This is a genomic window from Actinomycetospora termitidis (assembly GCF_030286555.1).
GTDB classification, from domain to species: Bacteria; Actinomycetota; Actinomycetes; order Mycobacteriales; family Pseudonocardiaceae; genus Actinomycetospora; species Actinomycetospora termitidis.
Genome location: NZ_JASVWF010000008.1, coordinates 12,424 through 25,911, shown reverse-complemented (window position 1 = coordinate 25,911; position 13,488 = coordinate 12,424). Strand labels below are relative to the sequence as shown.

General features: G+C 70.5%; 13 protein-coding genes and 2 pseudogenes. 10 read left to right on the top strand and 5 right to left on the bottom strand.

Annotated elements, in window-relative coordinates; all coding sequences use genetic code 11:
- Position 1: 1 nt before the first annotated feature.
- Positions 2–1,516, bottom strand: a complete 1,515-nt coding sequence (locus tag QRT03_RS27005) for a class I adenylate-forming enzyme family protein (RefSeq protein WP_286056247.1) — start codon at positions 1,514–1,516, stop codon at positions 2–4.
- 110 nt (positions 1,517–1,626) lie between these two features.
- On the opposite strand from QRT03_RS27005, the gene QRT03_RS27000 reads away from it, so the two are divergent.
- Positions 1,627–2,193, top strand: coding sequence for a PadR family transcriptional regulator (locus QRT03_RS27000; protein WP_286056246.1), 567 nt, complete (start codon positions 1,627–1,629; stop codon positions 2,191–2,193).
- A gap of 283 nt (positions 2,194–2,476) precedes the next feature.
- On the opposite strand, the gene QRT03_RS26995 is transcribed toward QRT03_RS27000, so the two are convergent.
- Positions 2,477–3,211 (bottom strand): alpha/beta fold hydrolase, encoded by a 735-nt coding sequence (locus QRT03_RS26995; RefSeq protein WP_286056245.1) that lies wholly within the window; start codon positions 3,209–3,211, stop codon positions 2,477–2,479.
- A 436-nt stretch (positions 3,212–3,647) separates the two neighbouring features.
- On the opposite strand from QRT03_RS26995, the gene QRT03_RS26990 reads away from it, so the two are divergent.
- A complete protein-coding gene (locus tag QRT03_RS26990; protein ID WP_286056244.1) occupies positions 3,648–4,763 on the top strand; it encodes an alkene reductase in 1,116 nt (371 codons plus the stop codon).
- 202 nt (positions 4,764–4,965) lie between these two features.
- Here the strand turns inward: QRT03_RS26990 and QRT03_RS26985 are convergent, their stop codons facing one another.
- The 3 genes from QRT03_RS26985 to QRT03_RS26975 all read right to left on the bottom strand — a co-directional run bounded on the left by QRT03_RS26985 (position 4,966) and on the right by QRT03_RS26975 (position 7,458).
- The gene (locus tag QRT03_RS26985) at positions 4,966–5,343 is read right to left on the bottom strand and encodes a hypothetical protein (protein ID WP_286056243.1); all 378 of its coding nucleotides are present in this window, start codon (positions 5,341–5,343) and stop codon (positions 4,966–4,968) included.
- Between the two features lie 810 nt (positions 5,344–6,153).
- Positions 6,154–7,026: a glyoxalase III HchA gene (gene hchA, locus QRT03_RS26980; protein WP_286056242.1), complete on the bottom strand. Its 873-nt coding sequence runs from the start codon at positions 7,024–7,026 to the stop codon at positions 6,154–6,156.
- 153 nt (positions 7,027–7,179) lie between these two features.
- Positions 7,180–7,458 carry a hypothetical protein gene (locus tag QRT03_RS26975; protein ID WP_286056241.1) on the bottom strand — a complete coding sequence of 93 codons (279 nt, stop codon included), beginning with the start codon at positions 7,456–7,458 and terminating at the stop codon, positions 7,180–7,182.
- 353 nt (positions 7,459–7,811) lie between these two features.
- On the opposite strand from QRT03_RS26975, the gene QRT03_RS26970 reads away from it, so the two are divergent.
- The 8 genes and pseudogenes from QRT03_RS26970 (at position 7,812) to QRT03_RS26935 (ending at position 13,357) form a co-directional block, all read left to right on the top strand.
- On the top strand, positions 7,812–8,504 hold the full coding sequence (locus tag QRT03_RS26970; RefSeq protein WP_286056240.1) for a ScbR family autoregulator-binding transcription factor: 693 nt from the start codon (positions 7,812–7,814) through the stop codon (positions 8,502–8,504).
- Between the two features lie 165 nt (positions 8,505–8,669).
- A complete protein-coding gene (locus QRT03_RS26965) occupies positions 8,670–9,635 on the top strand; it encodes an AraC family transcriptional regulator (protein ID WP_286056239.1) in 966 nt (321 codons plus the stop codon).
- Positions 9,636–9,776: 141 nt separating this feature from the next.
- Entirely contained in the window at positions 9,777–10,340 is a 564-nt protein-coding gene (locus QRT03_RS26960) for a type 1 glutamine amidotransferase domain-containing protein (protein ID WP_286056238.1), read from the top strand.
- Between the two features lie 39 nt (positions 10,341–10,379).
- A complete protein-coding gene (locus QRT03_RS26955; protein ID WP_286056237.1) occupies positions 10,380–10,793 on the top strand; it encodes a GlcG/HbpS family heme-binding protein in 414 nt (137 codons plus the stop codon).
- Positions 10,794–10,928: 135 nt separating this feature from the next.
- Positions 10,929–11,237 carry a putative quinol monooxygenase gene (locus QRT03_RS26950; protein ID WP_286056236.1) on the top strand — a complete coding sequence of 103 codons (309 nt, stop codon included), beginning with the start codon at positions 10,929–10,931 and terminating at the stop codon, positions 11,235–11,237.
- A 297-nt stretch (positions 11,238–11,534) separates the two neighbouring features.
- Positions 11,535–11,678: pseudogene (locus QRT03_RS26945) on the top strand (2Fe-2S iron-sulfur cluster-binding protein); the annotation flags it as partial.
- A pseudogene (locus QRT03_RS26940) lies at positions 11,678–12,285 on the top strand (molybdopterin cofactor-binding domain-containing protein); the annotation flags it as partial. The pseudogenes QRT03_RS26945 and QRT03_RS26940, both read left to right, overlap by 1 nt.
- 67 nt (positions 12,286–12,352) lie before the next feature.
- Positions 12,353–13,357: a zinc-binding alcohol dehydrogenase family protein gene (locus tag QRT03_RS26935; protein WP_286056235.1), complete on the top strand. Its 1,005-nt coding sequence runs from the start codon at positions 12,353–12,355 to the stop codon at positions 13,355–13,357.
- Positions 13,358–13,488: the final 131 nt, after the last annotated feature.

Genomic DNA, 13,488 nt, shown 5'->3' with positions numbered 1-13,488 from the left:
GTCAGGCACGGGCCTCTCCTCGGGGGGTGTACTCGCCGGCGACGAGCATCCGGCGAAGGGTCTTGCCGACCCCGGAGCGCGGGATCGCGTCGACGGCGATCGCCTGCTTGGGCCGCTTGAGCGATGGCAGGTGCTCGCGGGCATGGGCGAGCGTCGCGGCGGCGGCCAGCTCCGGCTCGATCCCGGCGACGGGCACGACGAAGGCGCTCACCGCGTGGCCCCACCGGTCGTCGGGCAGCCCGACCACGCAGACGTCGTCGATCGCCGCGCAGCGGATGAGCGCCGCCTCGATCTCGTCCGGGTAGATGTTCTCCCCGCCCGAGTTGATCATGTCGTCGGTGCGGCCGGACACCCAGAGGTCCCCGTCCTCGTCGGCGATCGCGAGGTCCCCGGTGTGGTACCAGCCGTCGCGGATCGCCTTCGCGTTCGCGTCGGGGCGGTTCCAGTAGCCGCCGAACGCCTCCGCCGAGGCCATCGACACGATGACCTGGCCCTGCTCGCCGGGCGCGACCTCCTCGTCGACCGGTGCACCCTGCATGGGTGCGATCAAGCGGACGCGGGAGAACAAGCCGGCCCGTCCGACGCAGCCGGGCTTGGCGGCGACGTCCGCGCCGATGGTGAACGTATAGATCTCGGTCGACCCGAAGTGGTTGACGAACGAGCGCGGCTGCACCGCCTCGACCAGCGCCTCGGCCAGCGACGGGGTCATGGCCGCCCCGGCGTAGGCGAGGTTGTCGAGCCGGTGGGCCTCGCCGAGGCGCCCGGTGCGCAGGAGCGACCAGTAGATCGTCGGCACCAGGTACAGCGATCCGATCCCCTCGTCGCGGATCAGCGCCATCGACTCGTCGGCGTCGAAGGAGGGCTGGGCGACCCACGTCCCACCGAGCACGATCGAGGCCAGCAGCGTGCGCAGGCCCATCGTGTGGAACAGCGGCATCACCCCGAGCGTGGCGACGCCCGCCCGCTGCCCGGTCTGCATCACGTGCGCGACGGCGGCGGCGTGCTCGGCGCGATGGGTCCGGGGCACGCCTTTCGGCTTCCCGGTGGTCCCGGAGGTGTAGAGCATCACGCTCACGGCGGACTCGTCCGGCGCCGGCGGTACGGCCGTGGTGTCGGCGACCTCCGCGGCCGCGTCGACCTCGGCGACGTCATGGATCGGGACCGCGCCCGCGGCGGCCTCCACCCGCGAGGCGTGCGCCGGATCGGTGAGGACCATGACCGCGCCCGCGTCCCCGAGGCAGTAGGCGAGCTCGTCGACGCCGAACCGCGTCGACAGCGGCACCGAGACCGCGCCGAGCTTCTGCGCGGCCAGGTGCAGGCTCGCGAGCGGCTCGCCGCCGTGCATCACCAGCGCCAGGCGATCCCCGGCCCGCACGCCCCAGCCGCTCAACGCCGCCGCGAGGCGGTCCGTGCGCTCGTCCCACTCGCGGTAGGTCAGCCGGCGGCCCTGCCCGGACACCGCCCGACGGTGCGGGTGGCGTTCGGCGGCCCAGCGAAGCATCGATGCGAGGTCCATGAGCGGCCTTCCCTTGGTATGAAACGCACCGTACGTTTCGTATGGTGCGAGGGCAAGGATGGACCTGGCTAGAGTCGGGATGCTGATCTCGCGCGGAGCACGGAGGACCGATGCGTCTGTCGACCACGTCGTACCTGGTCCTGGGGATGGTGGCGCTGCGCGGACCCTCCACCCCCTACGACCTCAAGCGGGCAACGAGCCGGTCGGTCGGCTACTTCTGGAACTTCCCCCACACGCAGCTGTACTCGGAGCCGGAGCGCCTCGCCGCGTCCGGCATGCTCGCCGTCGACCTCGAGGACAGCGGCCGCCGACGCAAGACCTACTCACTCACTCCCGAGGGTCGGGCCGCCCTGCAGGAGTGGCTGGCCGCCCCCACGCCCGAGCACTTCGAGATGCGCGACGTCGCCGAGCTCAAGCTCTTCTTCAACGAGGCGGGCGCGCCCGACGACGACGTCCCCAAGCTCGCCCAGGAGCAGATCCGTCAGCACGAGGAGCGGATCGCCGTCTACGAGGACATGGTCTCCCGGCACGGCGACGAGGACTGGGCCCGCCCCCGCATGATCACCCTCGAACTCGGGCTCGAGATGGAACACGCCGCCCTGCGCTTCTGGACCGCACTCGCCGCCGGCACCATCGACGACCTGCGCCGCGAGCGCGACGAGCGCGACCCACGCTGATCGGACGCCGCGTCCCTGGCGCGTTCGGTGTGGCTCACGACGACGTCACGAAGAACTCGGGGACGGACGCCGGCCGCATACGCTCCCATGGTGGAAACGGAGTGGTGTGCCCGCTCCCGATGTCGCCGCCACACAGACCCTGGCGGCTCGGTGTGATCGTGTATCAACCCCGGAGGTGTGCTGCGTTCCTCCTCGGAGACCCTGTGGGCGATATCGGGAATCGACGCGACCGGTCGGAGAATCCGGCGATCCTCCGACGGACAGTCGCTCGGTCGATGATTCGTCAGTCGGTGCGGTCGAGAATCAGCCGGGTCGCTTCTCGCGGGGCGTCCCATTGTGGGAAGTGACCGCACCGCTCGAACCAGTGCAGGACGGCGTCGGGGAAGAGGTCCGTCGCCCGAGCCGCCTGTTTCGGAATGGTCACCAGGTCTCGACGCCCCCAACCGATCGTGACCCGTCCGGGCACCGTGCCCGCCCTGGCTCCCTGTTGCTTGGGTCCCTTGGTCAGGGCGTCCATGGCAGCGCCGGTCGACGGGGAGTCGGCCAGCCCGCACACGTCCGGCAGGACGGTCTCGCGCGAGAGCGCCCAGGGTCGTGCCGAGAACTGCGCCAGCAGCAAGGTCCTCGCCGCGGGGCTGTCGAGGAGCGCCGGCAGCCTGTTCCGCAGCGCTCGGACCAGCGCGATCGATGGTCGCAGCGTGGCGCCGAACAGGGCGACCTCGCCGTCGCTCCAGAAGCCGCCCGGGTCCAACGCCACCGTGTCGCCGCCGACGCCTCGCCGTGCGAGCTCGAGCACGATCCGAGCGCCCATCGACTGGCCGACGGTCGAGACCCTGTCCAGACCTTGTTCGTGGATGAAGTTCGCGACGGAGTCGGTCAAGGTGGCGATGGAGATGTCGCCGTTCAGCGGCGGTGTTTCGCCGAACCCCGGTAGGTCGACTGCGATGACTTCGTGGTGTTCGGCCAGGTCGTCGAGGATCGGGGCCCAGGATCGCCACCCGGCGCCGAGACCGTGCACGAGCAGGAGTGGGCTGCCGCTCCCTCGTCTCACATGATTCAACGCCATCTCACGACACTAACTCACCCGGAGCTCCGAAGTTTGCTCATTGCATGCGGCTTGATCGGATTCCGATCTCCTCCCACAGTCGCGTCTGCCGGACGTGTCGACGGCAGTGGGGCGGGAATTCAGGACGCCGATGCCCCCACCGGCCATCAGGGGCGACGTCGCGTGATGACGAAGAACATGCGAGGACCGAGTGAGCGAACAGGAGGCGCCGGCTCGCCTCGTCGAGTCGGCGGCCACACGACTTCCTGCCTGCTCGCGAGGAGCGACAAGGGACCACCGTCAGCCGTCGGCGAGCCCGACGAGGACGTTTGCGGGCGGGCTCGGGACGGCAACCCTGTAGTTGAAGCAACAATCATTGCTCGTTCCTGCCGACGAGAGAGGCGTTCTCATGTCCACCCCGCTGCCCGATGACAGCCCGCTGCTCGCGCCCCTGCGGGTCGGGCGCCTGGAGCTCCCGCACCGCGCGCTGATGGCTCCGCTGACCCGCAACCGCGCCGACGGTGACGTCCCCAACGAGATGCAGGCCGAGTACTACGCCCAGCGCGCGTCGGCCGGACTGATCTTCTCCGAGGGCAGCCAGCCGCAGCGGATGGGCCAGGCCTACCCCAACGTCCCGGGCGTCCACTCGGTCGAGCAGAAGGCGGGCTGGGCGCGGATCGCCCGCCGCGTCCACGACGGCCAGGGGCACCTGTTCGTGCAGCTCATGCACTCCGGGCGGATCTCGCACCCGCACACCCTCGACGGCGCCACCCCCGTCGCATCCTCAGCCGTTCGTCCGGAGGGCTCGATCGTCACCTGGTCCTCGCCCGATCCCGACACGGAGCGGGAGCTGACGACCCTCGACTACGTGACCCCTCGCGCGCTGGAGCTCGCCGAGATCCCCGACGTCGTCGCCGGGTACGCCCACGCGGCGCGCCTCGCCGTCGACGCGGGCGCCGACGGCGTCGAGTTGCACGGGGCGAACGGCTACCTCATCCACCAGTTCCTCGCCGATGGCATCAACCGTCGCACCGACCGCTACGGCGGCACCGCAGCGAACCGGGCCCGCTTCGCCGTCGAGGTCGCGCGGGCGTGCGCCGAGGAGATCGGGGCCGACCGCCTCGGGATCCGTGTCTCACCGCTCAACCCGTTCAACGGCATCGTCGAGAACGACGACGAGGTCTACGACGTGCTCGTCGACGCCCTGGCCCCGATGGGACTGGCCTACCTGCACGTCGTCGGCACCCGGAACCAGGACTTCGTGCTGCGCCTGCGCAAGGCATGGCCGGGGATCTATGTCCTCAACACCAACTTCGAGGAGTACTCCACCCGTGAGGACATGGCAGGGCTGATCGCCGACGGTGTCGCCGACGCCGTGACGGTGGGGCGACCGTGGATCGCCAACCCGGACCTGGTGCGCCGCTGGCGGGAGGGCGCCGCCGAGAACGAGCCCGACCAGGGATCCCTCTACGGCGGGGACCACCGCGGCTACACCGACTACGCCTTTCTCCACGACGCGGCCTGAGCTACCGCCTCGGCCCGGGGCGTGCCGGCTCGTGCCGCGCCCCGGTCAGCTCCAGCATCCACTTCCAACGGCGATGGAGATCTCCGCGCCCCAGAACCGGAAGAGCCGGTTTCTCCTCGGCGGCGACACGAGTTCCCCGGTCGAGCAGGTAGCGGGTGACCGCGCGGTGAATCGGCTTCACGAGGGCGACGGAGGGGGTCGCCTATGGTCGGTCTCGGCGGAGGAGGAAGACGACGACGACCTGTCCGGGAGCCTTGAGGACCAGCAGCCGCACCGTGACCAGTCGGCCCGTTGATCCGTAGAGCGCTTCATCGTCCGTGCCCGACAGCAGGTCCCACCCCAGGGTCCGGTGGAGCCGTGACGGGGTCAGTCGTAGTCCCAGCATTCGACGATGAGCGAGACGCACGAAGAGCTGCAGCCATCGCGGGGCTCGACCCATGGCGAGCTCACCGAGCTCGTCCGGGGTGTAGTGAGCCAGGACGTCCGGCGGGCAGTCGGCGGCGAAGGCGTCGCCGTAGTCGACACGGTCGATCAGCCGCATCGCCCGCACCCGCTCCGGGACCGCCATTCTGCGAGCCATGTCGGCCTCCCCGGATCGAGTTCGCGCGGTGAGACGTCGCGCCTGGCTCGCGGCACGTGACCGGCCCGGCTGGATAGCGATACTGTCTGAACTATCGACAGTATCGCTATCCACGTCGAGATGCGCAGCTTCTCCCGGGTGCGTGAGTCGCTGCCCTCTCGACTCGCCGACCAGGCACCGCCTTGGGGAGTTGGTGTCGGCCGGCGCGCGCCCGAGCTGGGGCGTGACCTGACGTGACCGTGGTGTGCGTCTCCGGGGCGGGGGAGTCGGAGCTGGCCGCGTCTGCGCCGAAGAGCAGCCGTAGGGCCTCTTCGGTCGGGCTCTCGGGGTCGGCGTGGTGGCCGATCAGGGTCAGGCCGAGGACGCCGACGATCTTAGGAAGCTCGTCGTGCAGAGCCCGGGGTCGGAGAGAAGCACTCTCTGCATCGGTGTGGGCGCCGATGTCTCCCACAGGACCGAAGACTGCTTCCGATAGTCGCCAACTGACACGTGCCGAGCTTCCGGCCCCTCGAGCGGCCACCGACCACGTCGCCAACGACGACGTGAACCGCTGACCAGCGAAGATGGTGCGCCGTCAGGGACTCGAACCCCGAACCCAGTGGACAGGGTTCACGCCCGCCCTGGTGACGGCCTATGGACGTTCATGCTGGTCACAAGTGATGCTCGACGGTGTCGATCATCAGTTGTGCAGCGCCGTGGTGGCCGAGGACGTGGTGTAAGCGGGCCGCTATTCGCGTCGCGGGGCGCGCTCTCCCGCTCGGTCCGGCGGGCACTCTCCTTCCCCTCACGAGGAGGCGCTGCGGATGGCCGTCAGCTCTTGGCGCGCTCGACCAGGGTCGCGGCGGCGAGCTTGCCGAGGGCGTTGGCGGCCAGGGGGCTGTCGCCGGTGAGCAGGCCACGGTCGCGGTGAACGTGGCCGGCCATGTCCTCGTTGACCACGACCAGTCCCTGGGCGCGCAGGCCCTCGGCGAGCAGCCAGGGCATCGGGCCGGGGATGTAGCCGAGGTCGAGGTTGGCGCCGGTGTCGAGGGCGTCGGGGAAGGCGCAGGACTCGTAGCCAGCGAACGGGGAGGTGTCGCGGTCGAGTCCGGCGGCGAGCAGCGCGGCGGGACCGTGGCACAGGGTGATGATGAAGCGGTCGGCGCCGAGGGCCCAGTCGAGGACGGCGCGGACGTTGTGGCTGTCGTGCAGCCCCTGCATCGCGCCGTGCCCGCCGGGGATGAACACGGCGAGGTAGTCGTCGAGGCCGTCCTCGAGCACCTGGGCGAGCGATCGGGGCGCGCGGAACCGGGGGAGGACGCGATCGAGGGCGTCGTGGACGGTCGTGTCCTCGGCGGGCGTGGCCCACCACTCGAGCTTGACCGGGTTGCCCGAGACGGTGGCGACGTCGATACCGAAGCCGGCGGCCTCGAGGTGGACCAGCGGGAGCAGGGTCTCGACCGGGTGGTTACCGGTGGAGAACAGGCGGCCGTTGTCCATGGGCAGGTACCGCTCGTCGGCCCCGATGACGAGGATCTTCCAGCCGCCCACCGCCTCGCCGTCGTGCTCGGTGCCGTCGTAGTCGGTGCGGGGTGGGACGTACTGGCTCAGGGACGAGGGCGAGGGGAAGTAGGCGTCCCGTTCCGCCGGGTCGGGGGTGGGATCGGTGGAGTCGCCGCTGCGGGGGATGGTGCCGTCGGTCATGTCAGGGGCTCCGTCTCTGGCCGCGCCGCACGGCCGCAGGGGTTCGCTGATCGGTGGCGTGTGCCCGACCCGCAGCACCGATGAACCGCGCCGGCGTCCCGCCGACGGGGTGGACCGATGGAGGGGACAGCGGTGGTCTGCTAAGCCATCGCTTCATCGAGCCGGGCCGAGTATGTGGTCACGGGCGTGGAGCAGGGCGAAGTAGGCCTCGGTGAGGTCGCCGGCGGCGAGATGGGCGCAGGCGATCCGGGCGGCGGCGCGCCCGCGCGCATCGGGGTGCCCGGCCTTCAGTGCAGCACGAAGCCGGTATCCGACGGTGGCGGCTTCGATGACGGACGTCACGAGGGCGAGGTTACGCAGACAGACCAGGCCTGCATCGACGGCGGTTCGCAGCGACTCGGTCGCGCAGGGGACCCGCGTGGTGCCGGCCATGGGGCGAGGTTCGGCGACGATGGCTGTCGGGCCGAGATGAGTGGCCATGGGTGGTTGTTCTCCGGATTCGGCGTGCGGAGGGACGACGCTAGGCAGCCCGTGGAGGTGGAGCCGAGCCGTAACCGGTCATCGAGGCGGTGCGGAATCGGCCTCGCTCTGTGAATCAGGTGCGGGCGTTGTCGGGGAGGGCCGGGCCGAGCGCCGCCGTCGTGCCGATTTCGCATCGAGACCGGCGCCGGAACCGGCTCGGCGAAGCGAGGGGCGGGTCCTAGCGTCCTCACCGGAGGGCCCTCGAGCGGGTCACGTCGCTCCGTCGTCTCGTCCTCGTTCGGGTGGTCGAAGGGAGAGCAGGCGTGACGGATCGGGAGGCGTGCGAGATGAGCCCCTCGGCCGGACCTGGATCGGGTCTTCGCCGCCGTCGTCGGCAGGAGGAGCGCCACGAGCAGTCGGTGGCGACGCGCAACGCGATCGTGGCGGCTGCGGCGCAGCGATTCGCGGAGGTCGGCTACCACGGGGCCACGCTCAGCGAGATCCTGTCTCGCAGCGGCGTGACCAAGGGGGCGATGTACTTCCACTTCCCGCACAAGGAGGCCATGGCCGAGGCGGTGATCGCCGCGACCGACGCGATCTGGACCGAGCTGCTCGTCGAGCTCGAGGCACGGGGCTGGGACCCCCTGCGCACCGTGGTCGTGATGACCGAGCGGATCGTGGACGCGGTGCGCCACGATCCGGTCGTCCGCGGCGGGGTCCGGCTGCTCAACGACGCCGCCGTGACGGTCCAGCACGGCGCCGCGCACTACGGGTTCGCCGAGGAGGCCGTCGTCATCCGCTTGCGGGAGGCGGCCGAGGCCGGAGTGCTGCGCCCGGCGGTCGACGTGGCGGTGCTGGCCCGTCAGGTCGCGACCCTGATGGCCGGGCACCACCTGATCTGCGATCGCAGCGGCACCCTCGACGAGCTCCCCGCCCGGGTCGCCGACATGTGGGACGTGCTGCTGCCCTTGATCGCCGCTGACGACTGGCTCGCCGAGTACCGCGTGAGCACCTGACCCGGCTCCTGCGGTTCCATACCGGGCGCCCCGCTCGTGTAGTTTCACGGACCGCACCTGTACGACCCCGTGCGTGGTCCGTCCCGGCTCGCTCCGTCAGTGGTGGCCCGCCGGCTGTCCGTCCCTTCGTGGGGGGAGCCGATGAGCGACGAATCGTCCAGATTCATGGGTCCGCCGCTGGTCCACACCGACGATCTCAACGAGCTGGTCTCGCGGGTCACCGACCTCATGTCCACCCACACGGTGGCTCCGGCCCGCGCCGGCGGGTTCAGCGCGGAGGTCTTCGGCTTCCACCTTCCGGATCTGTCGCTGCTGGAGATGGACTACGGGATGGCGGTGCGGTTGAGCGCTGATCCCCTGCCGGGCTACGTGTCGGTGTCCGTGCCGCTTGCCGGGTCGATGACCGCGAGCCACCAGGGCCGCCGGTTCGACGCCGTCGCCGGGCGGTCCGCGGTGGTGGGCACCCCGGCCTCGGAACTGGTGATGGACTGGGACGACGCGCTGCGGCTGCTCGTGATCCGCGTCGACCTCGACGCGCTGCGGTCCTTCGCCGGTCGGTTGGTCACCGCGTCGCCCGAGCAGCCCGATCTGGAGTTCGACCCTGTCATGGATGCCCCGGAGACCATGGCGGTGCTGGGGCAGGTCCGGTTGATGCAGCAGGTGCTGGCCGACGCCGGGACCGGAGCGATGAACCCTCTGGTGGCGGCGCAGCTGCGCGAGCAGGTGATGAGCACCCTGCTGCTGGGGCAGCCCAACAGCTGGATGGCGGCGCTGCGCCACCGACCGGAGTCCGCGCCTCGCACGACGATCTCGGAGGCCGCGGAGCTGATGCGGATCCACGCCGACGAGGCGCTGTCCATCGAGGGCGTCGCCCGCGCGGTGGGTCTGTCGGTGCGGGCCCTGCACGCGGGATTCCGCCGCGAGCTCGACCGGTCCCCGAAGCAGTACCTCCAGCACGTCCGCCTCGAGCGCGCCCGCTCCGACCTGGTCGCAGCCGAGACCGGGAGCGGTGTCCGCGTCATCGACGTCGCGCACCGGTGGGGCTTCAGCCACCCCGGACGTTTCGCCACCGCCTACCGCCACCACTACGGCGAAGCACCCGCCGTCACCCTGGCCCGCACCCTGCGCTGACGGGCGGCAGGCGCCGCCCCTGCGACGACGAGTGCCGATTCCGCACCGCCGTCCCGTCCGGAAACGGCTCTGGCCCGCGGGTGACGGCGCCTAGCGTCGTGGCGTCCGCACGGGCGGTCGACGACGAAGAGGTGACGATTGATGGCGGAGGAACTGCGTGGTCGGCGGGTGGCCATCCTGGCTACCGACGGCGTCGAACAGGTCGAATACACCCAGCCCCGCCAGGCCGTGGAGGACGCGGGCGCGCAGGTCACGCTGCTCTCGATCCACAGCGGCGAGATCCAGGCGATGAACGGCGACATCGACAAGGGCGACACGTTCCCGGTCGACCGACTGGTCTCCGAGGTCTCGCCCGACGACTTCGACGCGCTGATCCTGCCCGGCGGCACCGTCAACCCGGACGGGCTGCGGGTGAACGCCGACGCGGTGCGGTTCGTGGGGGACTTCGTCCGTTCCGGCAAGCCGGTCGGATCGATCTGTCACGGCCCGTGGACGCTGGTCGAGGCCGACGTGGTCCGGGGTCGAACCCTGACGTCGTTCCCGAGCATCCGCACCGACATCCGCAACGCCGGCGGCCACGTCGTCGACCAGGACGTCGTCACCGACAACGGTCTGGTCACCAGCCGCAACCCCGACGACCTGCCCGCATTCGGCGCGAAGATCGTCGAGGAGTTCGCCGAGGGCCGCCACCGGGTCCAGGCCTGACCCCGGCCAGACTCGCGCCGCTAGGAACGGAGACCGACGATGAGGCAGATCGAGACGGTGGCCCTCGAGGACGCCCGCAGGGTGATCGCCGCGGGCGAGCACAAGGCCCGGGAGATCGGGTCGCCGAGCAACGTGGCGGTGGTCGACGCGGGCGGGAACCTGGTGGCCCACATCCGGATGGACGACGCCTGGATGGGCAGCATCGACATTTCGATCAACAAGGCGTTCACCGCGCGGGCGTTCGACACCTCGACGGCCGACCTCGCGAAGAACTCCCAGCCCGGTGAGCAGTTCTACGGCATCAGCGACTCCAACCACGGCCGGGTCATGATCTTCGCCGGCGGCGTGCCGCTGCGCGGAAGCAACGGCAACGTCGTCGGTGGGGTGGGAGTGTCCGGGGGTACCGGCGACCAGGACCAGGCCGTCGCCGAAGCTGCCGGTGCCGCGTTCTGACGTCGAACCCACCGACCTTCCAACAGGTCGGCCTCAGGACGACGCTACCTCGCGAAGTTCCGCCTGGCGGACGGGTTCACCGCCGTCGCCGCGACCGCACCTGACGAACAACGTCCTTGAGGAGAGAGATCGATCATGGCTGAGCCAGTGACCGTAGGGTTCCTGGTGCGTATCGAGGCGCTGCCGGGTCGAGAGACGGACGTCGAGGACTTCCTGCAGCACGGGCTGACCCTCGTGCAGGACGAACCCGCCACGGTCCGGTGGGTCGCCTTCCGGTTCGGGCCCTCGTCGTTCGGTATCTACGACGCGTTCCCCGACGACGCGGGGCGCCAGAGGCACCTCAACGGTCCAGTCGGGCAAGCCCTCGCCGAGAACACCGGCACCTTGTTCGAGCAGCCCACCATCGAGCCCGTGCACGTCATCGCCGAGAAGTCACCGATCTGACCGACCCACCACGGCGCCGGGTGGCCTGGCCACCCGGCTGCCTGCCGAAGCCGCCGGACACCCGCTCGGTCCCCACCGAGCCGCGACCGCTTGACGGCCTCATCCGGTCACCGTCACTGCCGACGCGCGGAACCCACTGACTCGGGTCTCTGCGACCTCGATCCCCTCGCCTACCGCTGAGGCGGTCGTGCGGGTCGTGGTGCGGGTCGGGGTGTGCATCTAGCCGTAGACAGAGAGTGGGTAACCAGAATCATGGACGCTTCCATCACGCTGAGCGTGGACGGTCGGTAGCGGTCGCTGACGATCGATACCCGGACCACTGTGCTCGACGCCCTCCGCGAACACCTCGACGTCACGAGCGTCAAGAAGGGTTGAGATCACGGCCAGTGCGGTTCGTGCACGGTCCTGCTCGACGGTCGGCGCACTCTGGCGTGTCTCTCGACACGGCGCTACCGACCGCGTCACTGGCCGGTGGGTCCTCGGGCACCGGCTCGTGGGGCGCGACCATCGCCGACGCCGCCGACCGCTTCCGCGACAAGTGGGGCTCCGACCCCGAGGACGGCGCCGAGGCCGACGGGGCCATGCCCGACAACCCCTACGGCGACCAGTACGCGATGTCGGCGTACGGAGCGCATTTCGCCGAGATCGCGGTCCACGCCGATACCGGCGAAATCCGAGTGCCACGGATGCTCGGCGTGTTCGCGGCAGGACGCATCGTCAATCCGACGTTGGGGCGGTCGCAGTTCCTGGGGGCATGACGATGGGTCTGTCGATGGCCCTTCACGAGCAGAGCGTGCTCGACCCGCGCACCGGCCACGTCGTCAACCGTGACCTGGCGAACTACCACATCGTCTCCAACGCCGACGTCAACACCATGGAGATCGACTGGATCGACGAGCAGGACCCCCACGTCAACCCGATGGGCACCAAGGGCATCGGCGAGATCGGGATCGTCGGGTCGGCCGCAGCCATCGCCAACGCCGCACACCACGCCACGGGTCGGCGCGTGCGGTCACTGCCGCTGACCGTGGACGAGTTCATCGGGTGAGCGGTCGGCGCGAGTGGCGGGACTGACCAGCGGGGCCAAGCTTTCACTGAGAGTCGACGATGGGCGGATGACCCCAACGATGCGTGCCGTGGCCCACCGTCGTCCCGGAGGTGCGGAGGTCTTCGAGGACGTCGAGCTACCCGTTCCCGCGCCCGGCCCGAAGGACCTCGTCGTCTCCGTCCGGGCCGTGTCGGTCAACCCGGTCGACATCGAGCTCCGCGGGGGGAACGACCCCGAGGGCGAGGCCCACGTCCTGGGTTACGACGCGGCGGGGGTCGTCACGGGCGTCGGCGCGGAGGTCGAGCTGTTCGTCCCGGGCGACGAGGTCTACTACTCCGGCTCGACCGCCCGCGCGGGGACCGACGCCCAGGTCCACGTGGTCGACGAGCGGATCGTCGGGCTCAAGCCGCGCACCCTGTCCTTCGCCGAGGCGGCCGCGCTCCCGCTCACCACCATCGTGGCCTGGGAGACCCTCGTCGACCGCTTCGGCGTCGGCACCGACTCCACCGGCACGCTCGTCGTGGTCGGTGCGGCCGGCGGCGCCGGCTCGATGGTCATCCAGCTCGCCCGCGCGCTGACGGGGCTCACCGTGATCGGGACCGCGTCGCGCGAGGAGTCGCAGCGCTGGGCGCGCGACCTCGGCGCCCACCACGTCGTCGACCACTCCGGCGACCTCGGCGAGGCCGTCGCCGCCGTCGCGCCCGACGGTGTCGACCTCATCTTCTCCTCGCGGACGGGCGGGATGATCGAGACCTACGAGCGGATGCTGCGCCCGGGAGGCGCGATCTGCGCGATCGACGGGCCCCAGGGGCTGGAACTGCTGCCGCTGAAGAACAAGAGCATCACGTTCCACTGGGAGCTCATGTTCACGAGGCCGCTCTACGGCACCGACGACATGGTCGCGCAGCACGACCTCCTCGAGACCGTGGCCGTTCTCGTCGACGCCGGCACGGTGCGTACCACCCTCACCCGCGAGCTCGGCCCCCTCGACGCCACCACCCTGCGGCAGGCGCACGAGCTGGTGGAGGCCGGGCACATGGTCGGCAAGGTGGTACTCACCGTCGAGAGCTGACCCGGCCGCGATCAGCACGAGCACCGCGTCACGCAGCCGCGCCAGGAACTCGCGGTATCGGTCGGGTCGACCGCCACCCTGGTGGCCGATCACCGACAAGGCTCTCTCGCGAGCGGCCCCGTGGACCCGTG